This window comes from Stenotrophomonas sp. SrG, from assembly GCF_050031795.1.
Classification (GTDB): Bacteria; Pseudomonadota; Gammaproteobacteria; order Xanthomonadales; family Xanthomonadaceae; genus Stenotrophomonas; species Stenotrophomonas rhizophila_A.
Map to the genome: position 1 here is coordinate 16,307 of NZ_JBNBBE010000007.1, position 18,575 is coordinate 34,881.

14 protein-coding genes and 1 riboswitch are annotated in these 18,575 nt (G+C 68.2%); of the genes, 5 read left to right on the plus strand and 9 right to left on the minus strand.

The features are described 5' to 3' along the window. The first annotated feature begins 107 nt into the window (after positions 1-107). From ACQG3P_RS08205 to ACQG3P_RS08215, 3 genes are read left to right on the plus strand one after another with little or no spacing between them, the layout of a single operon-like run. Complete coding sequence (locus tag ACQG3P_RS08205; protein ID WP_083214029.1) at positions 108-740, plus strand: TetR/AcrR family transcriptional regulator C-terminal domain-containing protein; 633 nt, start codon at positions 108-110, stop codon at positions 738-740. A 50-nt stretch (positions 741-790) separates the two neighbouring features. Next, entirely contained in the window at positions 791-1,891 is a 1,101-nt protein-coding gene (locus ACQG3P_RS08210) for an efflux RND transporter periplasmic adaptor subunit (protein WP_184126242.1), read from the plus strand. Further along, entirely contained in the window at positions 1,888-4,953 is a 3,066-nt protein-coding gene (locus tag ACQG3P_RS08215) for an efflux RND transporter permease subunit (protein ID WP_426804748.1), read from the plus strand. Before ACQG3P_RS08210 ends, ACQG3P_RS08215 begins: the two co-directional genes overlap by 4 nt. Positions 4,954-5,123: 170 nt before the next feature. On the opposite strand, the gene ACQG3P_RS08220 is transcribed toward ACQG3P_RS08215, so the two are convergent. From ACQG3P_RS08220 to ACQG3P_RS08245, 6 genes are all read right to left on the minus strand, one after another. After that, positions 5,124-5,543, minus strand: coding sequence for a VOC family protein (locus ACQG3P_RS08220; protein WP_184126239.1), 420 nt, complete (start codon positions 5,541-5,543; stop codon positions 5,124-5,126). Beyond that, positions 5,540-6,010: a helix-turn-helix transcriptional regulator gene (locus tag ACQG3P_RS08225; protein ID WP_095362495.1), complete on the minus strand. Its 471-nt coding sequence runs from the start codon at positions 6,008-6,010 to the stop codon at positions 5,540-5,542. Before ACQG3P_RS08225 ends, ACQG3P_RS08220 begins: the two co-directional genes overlap by 4 nt. 10 nt (positions 6,011-6,020) lie before the next feature. Then, positions 6,021-6,593 (minus strand): nicotinamide riboside transporter PnuC, encoded by a 573-nt coding sequence (gene pnuC / locus ACQG3P_RS08230; RefSeq protein ID WP_095362641.1) that lies wholly within the window; start codon positions 6,591-6,593, stop codon positions 6,021-6,023. A gap of 8 nt (positions 6,594-6,601) precedes the next feature. Beyond that, positions 6,602-8,773 carry a TonB-dependent siderophore receptor gene (locus ACQG3P_RS08235; protein WP_426804749.1) on the minus strand — a complete coding sequence of 724 codons (2,172 nt, stop codon included), beginning with the start codon at positions 8,771-8,773 and terminating at the stop codon, positions 6,602-6,604. Between the two features lie 67 nt (positions 8,774-8,840). Beyond that, positions 8,841-8,936: riboswitch (TPP riboswitch) on the minus strand. A gap of 41 nt (positions 8,937-8,977) precedes the next feature. After that, positions 8,978-10,114, minus strand: a complete 1,137-nt coding sequence (locus tag ACQG3P_RS08240) for a phosphotransferase enzyme family protein (RefSeq protein ID WP_426804750.1) — start codon at positions 10,112-10,114, stop codon at positions 8,978-8,980. 46 nt (positions 10,115-10,160) lie between these two features. Next, the gene (locus ACQG3P_RS08245; RefSeq protein WP_068848316.1) at positions 10,161-10,799 is read right to left on the minus strand and encodes a response regulator; all 639 of its coding nucleotides are present in this window, start codon (positions 10,797-10,799) and stop codon (positions 10,161-10,163) included. A 78-nt stretch (positions 10,800-10,877) separates the two neighbouring features. Between ACQG3P_RS08245 and ACQG3P_RS08250 the strand changes: the two genes are divergently transcribed. Beyond that, positions 10,878-14,456 carry an ATP-binding protein gene (locus ACQG3P_RS08250; protein WP_426804751.1) on the plus strand — a complete coding sequence of 1,193 codons (3,579 nt, stop codon included), beginning with the start codon at positions 10,878-10,880 and terminating at the stop codon, positions 14,454-14,456. Positions 14,457-14,516: 60 nt separating this feature from the next. Here ACQG3P_RS08250 and ACQG3P_RS08255 read toward each other — a convergent pair whose 3' ends face one another. Both ACQG3P_RS08255 and ACQG3P_RS08260 read right to left on the minus strand, forming a co-directional pair. Continuing rightward, complete coding sequence (locus ACQG3P_RS08255; RefSeq protein WP_068848320.1) at positions 14,517-14,903, minus strand: c-type cytochrome; 387 nt, start codon at positions 14,901-14,903, stop codon at positions 14,517-14,519. After that, positions 14,903-16,579 carry an electron transfer flavoprotein-ubiquinone oxidoreductase gene (locus ACQG3P_RS08260; protein WP_426804752.1) on the minus strand — a complete coding sequence of 559 codons (1,677 nt, stop codon included), beginning with the start codon at positions 16,577-16,579 and terminating at the stop codon, positions 14,903-14,905. Before ACQG3P_RS08260 ends, ACQG3P_RS08255 begins: the two co-directional genes overlap by 1 nt. A gap of 289 nt (positions 16,580-16,868) precedes the next feature. On the opposite strand from ACQG3P_RS08260, the gene ACQG3P_RS08265 reads away from it, so the two are divergent. Continuing rightward, on the plus strand, positions 16,869-18,032 hold the full coding sequence (locus ACQG3P_RS08265; RefSeq protein WP_068854495.1) for an acyl-CoA dehydrogenase family protein: 1,164 nt from the start codon (positions 16,869-16,871) through the stop codon (positions 18,030-18,032). Here the strand turns inward: ACQG3P_RS08265 and trmL are convergent. Beyond that, entirely contained in the window at positions 18,029-18,508 is a 480-nt protein-coding gene (gene trmL, locus ACQG3P_RS08270; protein WP_095362500.1) for a tRNA (uridine(34)/cytosine(34)/5-carboxymethylaminomethyluridine(34)-2'-O)-methyltransferase TrmL, read from the minus strand. The genes ACQG3P_RS08265 and trmL overlap by 4 nt on opposite strands. Positions 18,509-18,575 lie beyond the last annotated feature (67 nt).

Consider the following 18,575-nt stretch of genomic DNA (forward strand, 5'->3'; position numbering starts at 1 on the left):
GTCCTCGCGGTGCCCGGCGCCCACGAAGCGCGACGGGGCCGTTCCTTGCACAAGTAAACCTAACACTGTTAGATTCGCCCCCTAACAACGTTAGGTAGAAGCCCCCAGTGCGCCAACCCATCGCCCGGGACAACATCGTCGAGGCTGCCTTCAAGATCCTCGACGAGGCCGGCATGGAGGGCGTGACCCTGCGCAAGGTGGCCTGCACATTGGGCATCCGCGCGCCGTCGCTGTACTGGCACTTCAAGAGCAAGCAGGCGCTGGTCGATGCCATGGCCGACGCCATGATTGTCGACGTGGCCCGCGACATTCCCGAAGGCCAGCCCTGGCGGCAGACCCTGCTGCAGATCGCCCGCGAGTTCCGGGTTGCGTTCAAGGCCCGTCGCGATGGTGCCCGGGTGTATGCAGGCACCTTCCTGGCCACCGAGAACGTGCTGCGGGTGGGCGAGGCCAGCATCGCCGCGCTGGTCGGCGCCGGTGCGTCGGTGCGGTTCGCCGCGACTGCCTCGATGGACCTTGTGTATTACGCGATGGGCTTTGTCATCGAAGAACAGTCCTGGCCCGGCGACGGCAGCATGGAAGCGCTGGGCGAGGCCTTCATGGCCCTGGCCGAAGCGCGTTTCCCGCACTGCTGGGACGCCCGTGAGGTCTGGAGCGAGGTCGATTTCGACACGCGCTTCGAACAAGGCCTCGGCCTGATGCTCGACGGCATAGAACTGCGCTTGGCCCGAACACCCTGATTCGTTTTCCCTTTCCCCTGTTCCCGCGGTTTCGACACGGAAGCTCCTCCATGCGTGCACCTCTTCTCCGCAGTTCACTGCTCCTGCTCACCCTCGCCCTGGTCACCGCATGCGGCGGCAAGGACGAAAAAGCCGAAGCGGAGGCAGCGGCCGCCAGCTCCGCGCTGCCGGTTTCGCTGGCCACCGTGCAGCAGCAGACCATGGCGCGCACGGTGCTGGTCTCCGGCCCGGTCTCCGCGTATGAGGAAATGCAGCTTGGCGTCGAAATCAGCGGCCAGCGCGTGACTGCACTGCCGGTGGACGTCGGCCAGTGGGTCAAACAGGGCCAGGTGCTGCTGCAGCTGGACCACCGCACGCTGGACAGCGAACTGGCCCAGGCCGACGCCTCGCTGAAGCAGGCGCAGGCGGCGCAGGACCTGGCGCGGATGAACTACGAGCGCAGCGCCAAGCTGGCCGCGCAGCAGCTGATCAGCGAAAGCAGCCTGGACGAGCTGCGCGCCAACCGCATCAATGCAGAAGCACAGACCGCCACCGCCCGTGCGGCACGTGACGCGGCCAAGCTGCGCCGCGACTTCGCCGATCTGCGCGCGCCGGCCGATGGTCTGATCTCCAAGCGTCTTGTGCAGCCCGGGCAGGTCGTGTCGGGCGGCACCGAGCTGCTGCGCCTGATCCGCGACGGCCGCCTGGAATGGCGCGCCGAGTTGCCCGAAGACCAGCTCACCGGCGTGGCCGTGGGCAACACGGTGGAGCTGCCGTATGCCGGTGCCGTGGTCACCGGGCGCATCCGTGCGGTGACCCCCGGCGTGGACGCGCAGACCCGCACCGGAACACTGTATGCCGACCTGCCCGAGCCGGGCACGCTCAAGCCGGGGGTGTACGTCGAAGGCCGTATCGTCACCGGCGAGGGCCCGGTGCTGACCCTCCCGACCGCCGCGATCGTGCAGCGCGATGGCCACAGCTATGTGTTCACGGTGAACGACAAGCAGCAGGCCGCGCGCCTGCGCGTGCGCACCGGCCAGGCGGTGCAGGGCCGTACCGCCATCCTCGAAGGTGTCAAGGCTGGCGACCGCGTGGTGGTGGACGGTGCCGGCTTCCTGGGCGAAGGCGATCGCGTGCGCGTGGTGGCCGATGCCAAGGCGGCCGCGAAATGAATGTCTCCGCCTGGGCAATCAAGCGCCCGTTACCCGCGCTGCTGATCTTCTTCGTGCTGTGCGTGGCCGGCCTGTGGGGCTTCTACCAGCTGCCGGTCGCCCGCTTCCCCGACATCGCCTTCCCGATGACCACGGTCACCGTGACCCAGCCGGGCGCCTCGCCCAGCCAGCTGGAGGCGGAGGTCACCCGCAAGGTCGAGGACTCGGTGGCCACGGTCAACAACGTCAAGCGCGTGATCTCCTCGGTCAGCGAAGGCGTCAGCACCACCACCATCGAATTCCAGCTCGAGGCCGACCTGGCCACCGCGCTCGACGATACCCGCGATGCGGTCACCCGCATCCGCACCGACCTGCCGCAGGACATCCAGGAGCCGGTGATCTCCAAGGTCGATATCGGCGGTTCGCTGATGACCTACGCGCTGGTCGCCCCGCACATGACCCCGGACGAGGCCAGCTGGTTCGTGGACCGCGACATCTCGCGTGCGATGTACGGCGTGCCGGGCGTGGCCCGGGTCACCCGCGTGGGCGGCGTGCAGCGCCAGGTGCGCGTGGACCTGGACCCCAACGCCCTGATCGCCATGGGCATCACCGCCGGTGATGTCTCGCAGCAACTGGCGCGCATCCAGGTCGAGCGCGCCGGCGGCAAGGCAGAGATCGAAGGCGCGCAGCAGACCATCCGCACCCTGGGTACGGTCGGTGACGCGCAGGCGCTGCGCGACTACTCCATCGCGCTGCCCGACGGCCGCGCGGTCCGGCTGTCCACCCTGGCCACGGTAACCGACGCTGCGGCCGACCCCACGGAAGCGGCGTTGCTGGACGGCGAGAAGGTCGTGGCGTTCTCGATGTCGCGCACCCGCGGTTCCAGCGAAGTGAAGGTGGAAGCCGGCGTGCATGACGCGCTGGACAAGATAAAGGCCGAGCACCCGGGCATCGACTTCCGCCTGGTCACCACCGCCATCGACGAAACCCACCGCTCCTACGATTCGTCGATGACGATGCTGTGGGAGGGCGCGCTGCTGGCCCTGCTGGTGGTGTGGCTGTTCCTGCGCGACTGGCGCGCGACCTGGGTATCGGCGCTGGCGCTGCCGCTGTCGATCATCCCCACCTTCGCGGTGATGTACTTCTTCGGCTTCACGCTCAACATCATCACCCTGCTGGCGCTGTCGGTGGTGGTCGGCATCCTGGTGGACGATGCGATCGTGGAAATCGAAAACATCGTGCGCCACCTGCGCATGGGCAAGCCGCCGCTGGAGGCCGCGCGCGAAGCCGCCGGCGAAATCGGCAATGCGGTGATCGCGACCTCGCTGACCCTGGCCGCCGTATTCGTACCGGTGGCATTCATGCCCGGCATCGCCGGCAAGTTCTTCCGCGAATTCGGTTGGACCGCGGCAACCGCCGTGCTGTTCTCGCTGCTGGTGGCGCGCCTGCTCACGCCGATGATGGCCGCCTACCTGCTCAAGCCGCACGGTGAGGAGAAGCCCGAATCGAAATTGATGGGCTGGTACCTGGGCTGGGTGGACAAGGCACTGCGCCACCGCGGCTGGACCCTGTGGCTGGCCTTCGCCATGTTCGTAGGCTCGCTGGCGCTGGTCCCGTTGATCCCGGCCACCTTCATTCCGCAGTCCGACCTGGGCCGCAGCAACCTCAATCTGGAGCTGCCACCGGGCACCCGCCTGCAGGAAACCGTGGCCGTGGCCGAACGTGCGCGTGCGCTGCTCAAGGACATGCCCGAGCTGAAGCAGGTCTACACCGCCGTGGGCGCCGTGCTCGACCTGGGCGACCCCAGCGCCACCGGCGTGGGCGAACCGCGCAAGGCCACGCTGATCCTGGACTGGGGCGTGGCCGATGACCGCGACCGCGACCAGCGCGCGCTGGAACGCGATGCGCGCGAGCGCCTGGCCAACCTGCCTGGCGTGCGCGTGAGCTATGTCAGCTCCGAACCGGGCAACCTGCTGCAGCTGGTGTTGTCCGGTGACGACCCGCAGCGCCTGCAGGACGCGTCCACCGCACTGGAGCGCGACCTGCGCGGTATCCAGGGCCTGGGCAGCGTGACCTCCACCGCGTCGCTGCTGCGCCCGGAACTGCAGATCGTGCCCAACGCCGCACGCGCTGCCGACCTCGGCGTGGCCACGCAGGACATCGCCGAAGCCGCGCGCATTGCCACCGCCGGCGACTACGAGCAGCGCCTGGCCAAGCTCAACCTGCCCGATCGCCAGGTGCCGATCCGGGTCGGCTTCGCCGAGGCCACGCTGGCCAATCCGGCGCTGATCGGGCAGTTGCGCGTGCCCGGCCGCGATGGCCCGGTGCCGCTGGCGGCGGTGGCCGAGATCCGCCAGGGCAGTGGCCCGTCGCAGATCTCGCGCTACCAGCGCCAGCGCAACGTGACCCTCACCGCCGAACTCAACGGCCGCCCGCTGGGCGATGTGATGACCGAAGTGCAGGCCTTGCCCAGCGTCAAGCAGCTGCCGCCGGGCGTGACCTTCCTCAACACCGGCGATGCCGAAGTGTTCGTGGAGCTGTTCATCGGCTTCATGCTGGCGATGGCCGCCGGCCTGATCTGCATCTACATGGTGTTGTTGCTGCTGTTCAACCACGCGCTGATGCCGGTCACCATCCTGGCGGCGGTGCCGCTGTGTGCCGGCGGTGCGTTCGGTGCGCTGCTGATCACCCAGAACATGCTCTCGCTGCCGGCGTTGATCGGGTTGCTGATGCTGATCGGCATCGCCACCAAGAACTCCATCCTGCTGGTGGATTACGCGGTGATGGCCGAAGACGAACAGGGCATGAGCCAGCATGACGCGCTCATCGATGCGTGCCGCAAGCGTGCGCAGCCGATCATCATGACCACCCTGGCGATGGGCGCCGGCATGATGCCGATCGCGCTGGGCTTCGCCGGTGATTCCAGCTTCCGCGCACCGATGGCGATTGCCGTGATCGGCGGCCTGATCACCTCCACGCTGCTGAGCCTGATCGTGATCCCGGCGGCATTCACCGTGATGGATGACCTCGGCGAATGGATGTCGCGCAGGTTCCGCCACCGCTCCACGCACGGCGCGCATTGAGGAAATGACACGTGCGCGCGACGGAACGCCCGTCGCGCGCATGTCATGGGCACGTAACCCCAGCTACCAATACTCCCGGCCGACCCCACTGCCGCGCCCATGACCGATGCTCCACCGACCCGACCCGGCGCGGGGCACCGGGGCGATGCGCTTTCTGCTCGACTGAGGCATTACGCGCCGGCGGTGGCGGCGCGTTCGATCAGCTTCCAGCCGTTGCCGGACGGATCGCGGAAGCCTGCATCCACCGTGCCGTAACGCTCCACTGGTTCCTGGTTGAATTCCACTCCGGCCGCTGACCACTGTTTGTAGACCGCCTTGCAGTCATCCACGGTCAGCACCAGCGGCGGCATTGCGCCCTTGGCGACCAGCGCGTTGAGCGCCTGTGCGGTGGCCGCGTCGTGCACCGGCGGGCCGGGCCGGAACAGACCCAGCTGGAAACCGGGCTGGTCGGGGTGCTGCACGGTGAGCCAACGGTAATCGCCATTGCCGGCATCGGTGTGCACCACAAAGCCCAGCTTGCCGACGTAAAACGCGAGTGCTTCTTCCTGGTCGCGCACGTACAGGCCGACCGTTTCAATACCCTGGTTCATGGGACCTCCGTTGTTGGTGGGTCCTTTTTACCGGTCCCGCCGCCCAGCCGCTTCTCCGAAACTGAGGTCTTGAGATCGGGCCGGCCGGCCGCGCGCGCGATGCATTCCGGCGCCTGCGCGGCGGTGCCGGCGGCCAGGCTTGTACGCAGCTCGCCCGGGCTCTGCCCGGTGATGTCGCGGAAGATCCGCCCGAACGTGCCCAGGCTGTTCCAGCCGGTCTGCAGCGCGATCTCGGTGATCGGCAGCTCGGTGTCGCGGCACAGTGCCACCGCGCGTTCAATGCGCCGCGTCAGCAGGTAGCGGTGCGGCGGCAGCCCGAACGCCTGGCGGAACTGCCGCGCGAAGTAAGCTTCCGACACCGCGCTGACCTGCGCCAGCCGCGCCACCGGCCACGCCTCGTGCGGGGCGCGGTCCATGTGGTCCTTGGCCCGCAGCAGCCGGCGCAGCAGTTCGGGGGTCTGGTTCATCCACGCAAGCCTAGCGCGGTTTCAGTGCCGCCCCGGCATGGCCCGCGGCCGACCACGCGCGCAGGCCCATTACGGCCAGGCCGACGAACACCAGGTACAGCCCGGCGGTGATGTCCAGCGATTTGGCCAGGTACATGCCCACGTAGACCACGTCCACCACGATCCACAGCCACCAGGTGGCCACGTGCCGGCGTGCCTGCCACCACTGCGCCACCAGGCTGAGCGCGGCCAGCATCGCGTCCAGCCACGGCAGCGCGGCATCCGTCCAGGTGTGCATGGCCGCGCCCAACGCGATGCCGAAGGCGATGCCCACGCCCAGGTCACGCAGCAGCTGCCGTCGCGGCAGCGGCACGATCACGATCGCGCCATCCTGCTCGGCATGCCGGTGCCAGCTCAGCCAGCCGTACAGCAGGAAACCGCCGAAAGCGACCTGCAGCAGGGTGTCCGAATACAGCCGTGCTTCGATGAACACCACCGCATACAGGCCCACCGCCAGCAGTCCCACCGGCCACGCCAGTACGCGGCGCTTGGCCATCAGCCACACCCCCAGCAGGCTGGCGGCGACGGCGCTCCATTCGAGCAGGAGCGCGCTCACAGGCCGAAGGTGACCGACAGGCGCGCCTGGCGCGGTGCACCGGCGAACAGGTAGTAATCGCCATAGCTGCTGCCGGTGTCACGCCAGTAGAAGCGGTCGAATACGTTGTCCACCGACAGCGTCCAGGTCACCGGATGCTCGCGCAGCGCGTGCTGGAAGCGCACACCGGCATCGAACACCGAATACGAGGGTGCCTTGACGCTGCCGTCCACCGTGGCCGCATTGGACGAGGCATAGCGCCAGCCGCCACTCACCGCCAAACCGGCCACGAACGGCAGGGCATAGTCCACGCGCACGGCCGCACGCACCTTGGGCACGTTGACCAGCTGCTGGCCGTCGTAGAACGCGGTGCCGGCATCGCGCGCGCGCGCCTGCAGCACGCTGGCGCTGGCGTTCAGCGCCAGCCGCTCGGTGACCTGGCCATTGGCGGTAAGCTCCAGCCCGGTGTGGGCCTGGGTACCTTCCTGCACGAAGGTGAAGCCGGCCTCGCTGGCGTCCGGCTTGGCGTACTGGAACGGCTGGGTGGTGCGGAACACCGCAGCGCCCAGCATCAGGCTGTCGGTGGCGGCGTACTTGACCCCCAGCTCGCGCTGGCGCGACTGCATGGCCGGCAGGAAGGTGCTGCCGTTGGAGGTCCAGAACGGCGCTTCCTGGCCCAGCGACAGGCCTTCCACGTAGCTGGCGTACACGTTCAGCTGTTCGGTGGCCTGCCACACCAGTGCGGTCTGCGGCAGGAACTGCGACAGCCGGCTGTGCCGTTCCGGGGTGCCGCGCTTGTCGTAGGCGCGCTCATCCAGGCGCACGTAGCGGCCGCCGGCCAGCCACTGCCAGTCATCGCCGAAGTGCATGCGGTCCAGCGCGAACACCGCGCGCTGCCAGCTGTCCAGGCGCCGCGCGGACGGGCCCGGCTGCAGCGGCGAGGGATCGAACACCGGCACCTGCGCATCGCCGATGTTGGCCGTGCCCACGTACTCGTTGACGTTCTGGCGCTTGTCCACGGTGCGGTGGAACGCGCTCAGCCCCACCGACAGTTCGTGTTCCACCGCGCCGGTGCTGAAGCGGCCGCGCAGTTCGCCGCGTGCCTCGTCATTGCGGCGCACGTCGTCGGGGCTGCGGTAATCGTAGATGTCGTAGTCGCCGTTGGGCGCGAAGTAGTTGCCCGGCACGCTGCCATCGGCGCAGCCAGCAGCGTAGTAGCAGCCGTACGCAAAGGCGACGTTGTCCTGGATCACCGAGCGGCTGTGGCCCACCGACACGCGCGACTGCCAGGCCGGGCTGAAATCGTAGGTATGCAGCGCGGTGAGGTTGGTGCTGTCGATGCCCACCGGCTGCTGCCACGGCTGGTGGCCCAGCATGCGGCTGCGGTCCACGCCGCGCGGCAGTTCGCTGCCGCCCAGCAGTTGGTAACCGGACGCCGAACGCTGCGCGCTGGTCTGGTAGTTGGCATCCACTTCCAGCTTGCCGTGTTCGCCGATCAGCCAGTCGGCGGCCAGCGAATAGAAGTTGCGGCGGCCGTCGGCATGCTCGATGTAGGACGAGGTGTCATCCCAGGCCGCGTTGAAGCGCAGCCCGAAGCGCGGGGTAAGCCAGCCGCCCAGGTCCACCGCCGCGTAGCGCGAGCCTTCCGAATCGGTGGCCAGGGTGACGTTGCGCACATCGGCGGGACGCTTGCCGACGTAGTTGATGATCCCGCCCGGCGCCATCACGCCAGCGGCCAACCCGGCCTCACCCTTGAGGATTTCCACCTGCTGCACGTTTTCCAGCGCCAGCCGCTGTTCGCCGGCGATGGACAGTCCATTGAAGCGGTAGCCGGTGGCCGGGTCCAGCGCGAAGCCGCGGATGGCGATGTTCTGGTAATAGCCCACCGGTGCGTAGCTGTCGCCCAGCGAGGCGTCGTGCCGGGCCAGCTCGGACAGGGTGCGCACCTGCAGGCGGTCCAGCAAGGCGCTGTCGAGCACGTTCACCGAGGCCGGGGTGTTCTTCCAGTCCGCGCTGCCGAAGCTGCTCGAGGGCGCCAGCGGCGCGGCGGGCTTGCGCGCCTGTACGCGGATGCCGGCCAGGTCGGTGGGCGAGCGCTCGCCCGCGGCGCTGGCGGCGTCACTGGCGTACAGCGGCAGGGCGGCGCAGAGGGCGGCGGTCAACAGCGTGAGGCGGTAGCAGCGGTTCATTCGATTCGTCATCAGCCAGAGGAGACGAAGCGACGGCGCGCAGGCGCACCGGCCCGCAATGGGGGATGCGCTCGCTGCTCAAGCTCCCTACGCCGGTGCAAACCGGATCAGGTTCCAAGGGACTCTCTCAGCCTGGCAACGCCAGGCACCCCCGCTTCAGTGGCTAGTTTCACACCAATCGGCCGCCGTTGCGACCCCGGTGGCTCAGGCAGCGGCGTGCAGGGCATCCAGCAGGGCCCGGCCCGGGCGGCTGGCGAACCAGTCGGCATGGCCCAGCAGGAACGTGTGGTACGCCACGTCGGCGTTGGCCGGAGAGCTGGTAACCCCTTGGAAGTACTCCACTTCCGAAAGGGCGAAGTCCAGGTGCACCACCGGCAGCAGGTCGGCCAGCAGGTGCACCTGGGTGGCCCCCAGCGGCCGTACCTGGCGGTAGCCGGCCAGCAGCGCCAGCGCGATATCGGCATGCGCCACCGGGCCATCGCCGCCTGCATCCAGCCACGCGATGGCATTGCGCTCGATCGCGGTGGCCAGGTCGAACAGGGCGCTGGTCGGCGAGGCCAGGCCGAAATCGAAGACGGTGGCGATCGACGTCGTGGCGCCGTGGCCGTGCCAGAGCAGGTTGGAGACGTGCCAGTCGTTGTGCCCCCACAGCACCGGCTCGGCGGCCAGGCGCTCGCCCAGGGCCGCGTGCCAGGGCAGCACCGCGCGCTGCAGGTCGTGTTCCCAGTGCTGGCGCGACAGGTAGCTGGCCAGCCCCGGTCGGTCGGGCAGCTCGCGCTTCAGCAGTGAAAGCGGATCACGGCCGCGGATCAGGTCATCGCGCGCCACCAGCAGGTGCGTGCTGCGCTGGGGCGCGGGGTAGCTGGCCGATGCAAGGTGCAGTCGGGCCAGCATCGCCCCGGCAGTGCGTGCCTGCGCGGCATCGCCGAGCGGTGTCCAGGAGGGGCTGTCGCGGTACAGGTCATGGCCGTCACCCTGCGCGTGCAGTTCGTAGGTCCAGTCGCCATGGGCGATCGCGGTGGCGCCATCGCAGGCCGGCAGGACCTGCACGACCGGGAGTCCGGCAGCGGCCAGATGCGCGATGAAACGGTGCTCTTCGGCCAGCACGTCGGCCGTGCGCACGCGGCGATGGTGGCGTTTGATGAAGCAGCGCCGTGGTCCGCACTCCACCAGCGCGGCCGCTGAAAACGGTCGCGGGCTGTGCCACACCACGTGGCAGTCGCCCTCAAGCACCGGATAGTGCCCGCGCAGCCACGCAAGTTCGGCGTCGTCGATTGCAGGCCAATCTGCGGCGACGTCATCGTTGTCCAGGCCCTGCACGCGGTGATCGGTGTTCGTCATTGAAACGGTAGTGTCGGCAAACAGGGCATGGGTCGGTGACGCACCTTCAGAAGCGGTGGATCTTGATGTAATCGAACAGATCGGCGTCATTGTCCAGGCCAAGCTTGAGCATGGCATCGCCTTTCTGCCGGCTGATGGTGCTCACGCTCTTGTGCAGTTTCGCGGCGATTTCCTTGACGATCAGGCCGCTGCCCAGCAGGCGCAGGACTTCCACTTCACGGGGCGACAGCGCGCGTGCGCGATCGTCGCCCATGCCCTCCGTGCCGATCTTGTCGATGCGTTTCTTCAAGGTCCGGCTGACATACGGCTGGCCGCGGTGCACGGTCTGGATCGCCACCGGCAGTTCTTCCATCGACGAGGTCTTGTCGACCAGCCCGAGCACGCCGGTGCCAACCACCATGCGCAGGATCGCCAGGTTGTTGGAGACGCTCAGCATCAGCACCGGGAGGTCCGGATAGTGACGGCGGACCTGGCCGATCATGGCAAAACCGTCAGGCTGGCCGCCGCCGGGCATGGAGTAATCGGTGACCAGCACGTCGCACTCCTTGACCTTGAGCACGGCCAAAAGCTCATCCACGCTGCTGGCTTCGGCCACCACGTGGCCCACGCCACTGGATTCGATCACGGATTTGGTGCCGATGCGGACCACCGGGTGGTCGTCGGCGATGATTATGCGCAAGCTCATGGAATAGTATGGCCGTTAAGGCAGCGGCCCCTCGGGGCACGTCGCGGTGGGCGGATCACTCCTGGGAGAACTGACAGCATGCGTACCTCGGTTGTCCGCTGGCTGGTCGTGCTGGGCCTGGTGATCGCGCTGGGCGCCATCGCGGCTCCGGCGCCTGCACCGTCGCTGTCACCGCGCCAGGCTGAATGGATCGACCGGAACCCTACCATCTTACTGGGGCTGTACGACAGCGGCTGGCCACCATTCGAATTCATGCACAACGGCCGCCCCGATGGACTCGGCTACGACTACCTGATGTTGTTGACCCGGCAGCTCGGCGTGCGGGTGAAGGTGCGGGTGTATCGCGATTGGGCAGACGTGCTGGATGCGGCATGCCGGGGCGAGGTCGACGTGGTGATGAACATCACCCTCACCCCGGACCGCACCCGCTGCATGGTCTACACCGGCTCCTACGCCGATGCGCCGTTGGCCCTGGTGGGCCGGGTGGGCGATACCCGGACCTCAAGCGACCCGGACCTGTCCGGGCTGCGCGTGGTCACCGAGCAGGAATTCCTCACCAGCAACCAGGTGCGTTCACGCTTCCCCGCCGCCCGCCAGGTGACCGCGCCCAATACCCGGGCCGCGCTGGCGATGGTGGCCCAGGGCAAGGCCGATGTGTACATCGGCAATGCGCACGTCGCCAGCACCCTGATCCGCGAGCAGGACATTGACGGTATCGCCCTGCTGCGGCCCAGCGACCTGCCGCCCGAGCGCCTCCACTTCGGCGTGCCCAATGCCCGCCAGCCGCTGGCCGAAGCGCTCGACAGCGCGCTGTCCACCGTGACCGCCGCGCAGCGCGAGGCGCTGTACAAGCGCTGGCTGCCGCCACTGCAGTGGTCGGCGCAGTCGCGGCTGATCCTGGGCGAGGCCGAACGCCGCATCCTGGCCACCCCGTTGCGCATGGGCTATGCGCCGAACGGGGCGCCGCTGTCGTTCATCGATGCGGCCGGCGAACCCAGCGGGGTGGCCGGCGATTACCTGCGCCAGCTGCGCATGGTCGGGGCACAGCTGAACCGCGTGCCCGCGCACGACTGGTTCGAGGTGCGCGAGCAGATGCGCCGCGGCGATGTCGATGCGGTGATGGGCATGCCGAACGATGCGCATTACCTGGGCGATGACTGGGTCTTCAGCCAGCCCTTCATCAGCGTGCCCAACGTGATCGTCACCCCGAACAACAGCCGTTCGGTACTGGGGCTGGGCGACCTGGACGGGCGCAGCATCCTGCTCTCCGACCCCGAGCGCCTGCGCGGCTACATCCTCCAGTACGCACCCAAGGCGCGCATCGTGCCGGCGCGCGGCGTGGAGCAGGCACTGTCGCGACTGGCCAATGGCGACGCCGATGCCTACGTGGGCAACCTGGCGATGGTGGACCGTGTGGTTCGCGAGGTGTATCCGGCCAAGCTGCACGTGGCCGCGCCGGCGGGTTTCAGCGACCAGCTGTCGCTGGCCGTCAAACGCCAGTACGCGCCGCTGGCCACCACCTTCGACCGGGTGCTGGCCAACCTCACCCCACGCGAGCACGCCGCCATCCGGGGCGACTGGCTGCTGGCCGAATACCGCACCGGGCTGGACTGGCGCTCGGTCGCGCGCTGGGCGGTGCCGCTGTCGCTGGTGCTGCTCACCGGCATCATCGTGCATGGCTGGGGCTACTGGCGGCTGCGCCGCGAGGTCGGCATGCGGCGGCGGCTGGAACAGCGGCTGGTGGAAGTGACCGACAACCTGCCGGCGATCGTCTACCAGGCGCGCCGTGACAGCGATGGCCGGGTGACGTTCCCGTACATCACCGGCGACCTGCAGTCGATGTTCGGGGTCAGCACCGCCGAAGTGGTCGCCGATGAAACGCGCCTGGTCGACCAGATCGACCCGCGCGACCGCGAGGCGGTCAACCGCGCGCTGCACGACGCCGCGCGCGATTTCTCCGCGCTGGACATGGAGTTCCGCACCAGCCCGCACGGCGCGGTGCGCTGGGTGCGTACCCGCGCATTGCCGTATGCCGCCGAACACGGCGTGGTGCTGTGGAGCGGTTACTGGGTGGATGTGACCGAAGCGCGCGCGCAGGCCGATGCCTTGGCCGCCGCCAAGTCCGACGCCGAACGGGCCACCGCGGCCAAATCCAACTTCCTGGCCACCATGAGCCACGAAATCCGCACGCCGATGAGTGGCGTGCTGGGCATGGTCGAAGCGCTGTCGCACACCGACCTGGATGGCGAGCAGCGGCGCATCATCGCGGTCATCGAGGATTCGGCGCAGATGCTGCGGCAGATCCTGGATGACATCCTCGACTACTCGCGCATCGAAGCCGGCGCGTTGCCGCTGGAACCGCAGCCGGTCATGCTGCGCAGCCTGCTCGACAACGTGCAGCAGCTGCTGTCGCCACAGGCCTCCAGCAAGAACCTTTCGCTCAGCCTGGAGGTCGATCCTGCCGTCGCCCACCAGCACCTGGTCGATGGCATGCGGCTGCGCCAGATCGTGTTCAACCTGCTCAGCAACGCCATCAAGTTCACCAACGAAGGCGCGGTGACCATCGCATTGAGCGTGGAGCGCGATGATGAGATGGCGCAGGCGTTGCGGCTGACGGTGGCCGACACCGGTATCGGCATTTCACCCGAGCAGCGCGAGCGGCTGTTCAAACCGTTTGCCCAGGCCGATGTGGCGATCACCCGCCACTACGGGGGCACCGGGTTGGGCCTGAGCATCTGCCAGCGCCTGGTGGGGTTGATGCGCGGGCGACTGGAGATGCACAGCGTGCCGGGCGAGGGCACGCGCGTGGAGGTGCTGTTGAGCCTGCCGCTGGTGCCCGGTGAGGAAACCGTGCGTGACGAGCAGCGCCCCGGCGGCGATGTCGACCCGCTGCCGCCGGGCCAGGCGCGGCGCCGGGTGCTGGTGGTGGAAGACCATCCCACCAACCAGGCCTTGATGCGCTGGCGGCTGCAGCAGCTGGGCCTGCAGCATGAGCTGGCGGTGGATGGCGAAGCCGCGCTGGCGTTGCTGGCATCCTCGCACTTCGACCTGGTCATCACCGATTGCCGCATGCCGGTGATGGACGGCTACACCCTGACCCGGCGCATCCGCGACCGCGAACGTGGCAGTGGCCAGCGCATGCCGGTGCTGGCGCTCACCGCCAGCGCGCTGGCCGAAGACGTGCAGCGCTGCCGCGAAGCCGGCATGGATGACCTGCTGGCCAAGCCGGTGGCGCTGGCCACGTTGCGCCAGGCGCTGCGCCGCTGGCTGCCCTCGGACGATGCGGACGACGCTGTGCGCGACGCCACGCCGCCGGTGGAAGCCGCGCCTGCGGCGGCGCCCACGCGCGCGGCGATCGTGCGCCGCTTCGGTTCCGAACACGTGGCCACGGTGCTGATCGACAGCATGCGCCAGGCCACCGCCGACGACCTGCAGCGCGGCTGGGAAGCGCGCGACATGGGCGACAGCAACACCGCGGTGGAGGTGCTGCATCGTATCGTCGGAGGGCTGGGCACGCTGGGCGCCGAAGCACTGGCCACCCAGGCGCGCGACCTGATGCAGCGGATTCCAGAACACGGCCTGACGGCCAGCGCCGACGACATCCGCGCGTTCGAGGACGCCTTGCAGGTGTACCTGGCCAGCCTGGACGAATCGTAGGGACACCCCATGGGTGTCCGCGGGGTGCCTGATCAAGACGGAGACGCCCATGGGGTGTCCCTACGGCTGTTCCTTCAGGTATTCGATGACCAGCCGCCGGCGCTCCGGATCCGCCGTCGCATTGACCATCCTGGAGCCCGGCACCACGGTGGCCGGTGAGCGCAGGAACGCATCCAGGGTCTGCTCGGTCCAGACCAGGTCGGCGCGCTGCATCGCAGGCGAGTAGGGATAGCCGGCCACGCTGCCCGCGCGGCGCCCCAGCACGCCGTGCAGGTTGGGACCGAAGCGGTGCACGCCGCCGGCAGTGACCGTGTGGCAGCCACCGCAGATCGCGAACGCACGCTGGCGTTCCTGCTGCCGCGCCTGCTCGGGCGTCTGCGGCGTACGTGCGCACGCGCCCAGCAGCAGGCAGCACAGCAGCACCAGCAATCGGCGCGGCAGCCGCATCACATCGCCGGGTAGTTCGGCCCGCCGCCACCTTGCGGAGTGACCCACACGATGTTCTGGGTGGGGTCCTTGATGTCGCAGGTCTTGCAGTGCACGCAGTTCTGCGCGTTGATCTGCAGCTGCTCGTGGCCTTCGCTGCCGACGAATTCGTACACCCCGGCCGGGCAGTAGCGCGCTTCCGGGCCGGCGTACTCGGCCAGGTTGACCCGCACCGGCACGCTCGCGTCCTTGAGGGTCAGGTGCGAAGGCTGGTCTTCTTCGTGGTTGGTGCTGCTCAGGAACACCGAGCTGAGCCGGTCGAAGGTGAGCACGTTGTCCGGCTTGGGGTACACGATCCTGGTGTGCTGCGATGCCGGTTCCAGGCACTCGTGGTCGGCCTTGCTGTGGCGCAGCGTCCACGGCGGGTTGCGGATGCCCAGCTTGGGCAGCAGCCACTGCTCGATACCGGTCATCAGCGTGGCCACGCTGCGGCCCTTCTTGAACCACTGCTTGAAGTTCTTGGACTGCTTCAGCTCATCATGCAGCCAGCTGCCTTCGAATGCGGCCGGGTAGGCGCTGAGCTCGTCGCGCTGGCGATCGGCCACCAGCGCATCGAAGGCCGCATCGGCGGCCAGCATGCCGGTCTTGATCGCCGCGTGGCTGCCCTTGATCCGGCTGGCGTTGAGGTAGCCGGCTTCGCAGCCGACCAGCGCGCCGCCGGGGAACACGGTCTTGGGCAGCGACAACAGGCCGCCTGCGGTGATCGCGCGCGCGCCATAGGCGATGCGCTTGCCGCCTTCCAGGTGCTTGCGTATCGACGGGTGGGTCTTGAAGCGCTGGAATTCCTCGAACGGGCTCATCCACGGGTTGCGGTAATCCAGCCCGACCACGAAGCCCACCGCGACCTTGCCGCCGTCGGCGTGATACAGGAACGAACCACCGTAGGTATCGCTGTCCAGCGGCCAGCCGGCGGTGTGCACCACCAAGCCCGGCTCATGCTTGGCCGGGTCGATCTGCCACAGCTCCTTGATGCCGATCCCGTACGCCTGCGGGTCCTTGCCGGCGTCGAGCTGGAAGCGGGCGATCAGCTGGCGGCCCAGGTGGCCGCGCGAGCCTTCGGCGAAGATCGTGTACTTGGCATGCAGCTCCATGCCGCGTTCGAAGTTGGGCCCGTGCGAGCCATCCTTGCGGATGCCCATGTCGCCGGTGGCCACGCCCATCACCGCGCCGTTCTCGTCGTACAGCACTTCGGCGGCGGCAAAGCCGGGGAAGATCGCCACTTCCAGCGCTTCGGCCTGCTGGGCCAGCCAGCGGGTGACCTCGCCCAGGCTGATGATGTAGTTGCCTTCGTTGTGGAAGCATTCCGGCAGCAGCGCGTGCGGCGTGCTGCGCGCGCCTTCCGGGCTGAGGAACAGGAATTCGTCGCGGGTGACCTTCTGCTTCAGCGGCGCGCCGCGTTCGGCCCAGTCCGGGAACAGTTCGGTCAGCGCGCGGGTATCCATGATCGCGCCGGACAGGATGTGCGCGCCGGGTTCGGAGCCCTTTTCCAGCACGCACACCGACAGCTCGCGGCCGGCCTCGATGGCGCGCTGGCGCAGGCGGATCGCGGTGGCCAGGCCGGCAGGGCCGGCGCCGACGATCACCACGTCGAATTCCATGGCTTCACGCGGGGGCAGGGCAGTGGTCTCTTCGCTCATGGGGGTGCGTAACTCGTGGGTAGTGCCGTCCCGGCCGGAGCCGGCGGCGGTTGCCTGGGAATCGCGCGCGACGTGTCACTGCGCAACGGCTGGATCAGTGCATCAGGGTACCGGTAGACGCCGTTTCCGCCTAGTTCGCCGACGTTGGCTACTTCATGCTGCGCCGCAACAAAGACGGTAGAGCCACGCCCTGCGTGGCTTGGCGGCAGCGTGCTGCGCCCGGCCTTGGCCGCCCTGATGGCCAGGCATCACAATGGAGGTCCTGCTGCTGCCCCCGATGTCGCCGCCCATGGCCCTCAATCCGTACGATCTGTTCGATGTCCGCTCGCTGCTCACCGAAGAGGAGCGCGCAGTGCAGGCCACGGTGGCGCGTTTCACCGACGAACGCGTGCTGCCGATCATCGGCGACGCGTTTGACGAGGGCCGCTTCCCGGATGAACTCATTCCCGAAATCGCCTCGCTTGGCCTGCTCGGCTCCAGCCTGCCGGAACAATACGGCGGTGGCGGCCTCAACGCGGTCAGCTACGGCCTGATCTGCCAGGAACTGGAACGCGGTGACTCGGGCCTGCGCAGTTTCGTTTCGGTGCAGAGCTCGCTGTGCATGTACCCGATCTTCGCCTACGGCAGCGAAGAACAGCGCCTGCGCTGGTTGCCGGACATGGCGGCCGGCAGGGTGATCGGCTGCTTCGGCCTGACCGAAGCCCACGGCGGTTCCGACCCGGCCGCGATGAAGACCCGCGCGGTGCGCGACGGCGGCGACTGGGTGATCAACGGCAGCAAGATGTGGATCACCAGCGGCCCGGTGGCCGATATCGCCATCGTCTGGGCGCATACCGAAGACGGCATCCAGGGGTTCGTGCTGGAAAAGGGCATGGCCGGGTTCACCACCCAGGAAATCAAGCACAAGATGAGCCTGCGCGCCTCGCTCACCGGCGCGCTGTTCTTCGACAACGTGCGCGTGCCCGAGCGCAACCGGCTGCCCAACGTGCAGGGCCTGAAAGGCCCGCTGGGCTGCCTCAACCAGGCCCGCTACGGCATCAGCTGGGGCCCGATCGGCGCGGCCGTGGCCTGCCTGGACGAGGCGTTGAACTACACCAAGGAACGCGTGTTGTTCGGGCGCCCGGTGGCGGCCACCCAGAGCGCCCAGATCAAACTGGCCGACATGGCCCGGCGCATCACCACCGCGCAGCTGCTTTCACTGCAGCTGGGGCGGTTGAAGGATGCCGGGCAGCTGCAGCCGCAGCAGGTCAGCCTGGCCAAGTGGAACAACTGCCGCATGGCGATCGATATCGCCCGGGAGTGCCGCGACCTGCTCGGCGGCGCCGGCATTACCACCGAACACGTGGCGATCCGGCATGCGTTGAACCTCGAATCGGTGATCACCTATGAAGGCACCGAAACCGTGCACCAGCTGGTGATCGGGCGCGAGTTGACGGGGATCAACGCGTTTTAAGCGCCGCCGGCGAATCCGCTCTGGCGCCACGCTTCGTACATCACCACGGCGACCGTGTTGGACAGGTTGAGGCTGCGGTTGTCCGGCTGCATCGGCAGGCGCAGGCGGCGGCCGTGCGGCAACGCATCCAGCACGTCCTGCGGCAGGCCACGGGTTTCCGGGCCGAACAGGAACGCATCGCCGTCTTCGAACTGCTGGGTGTCATAACGCACGCTGCCGCGGGTACTCAGGGCGAACAGGCGCTTGGGCGCGATCACCTGCAGGGCGGTATCCAGGTCCGGATGCACCTGCAGTCGAGCGTACTCGTGGTAATCCAGGCCGGCGCGCTTGAGCTGCTTGTCGCTCAGGTCGAAACCGAGCGGCTCGATCAGGTGCAGTCGCGCGCCGGTGTTGGCGCAGAGCCGGATCACATTGCCGGTATTCGGGGGAATTTCCGGCTGGAACAACACAACATGGAACGTAGGGTTGGCGGTCATTCGTGCATTTTACGCCGCGCCCTCGATGTACGGACAAATCAAACGGCATGCACCCCTACGGTAGGTA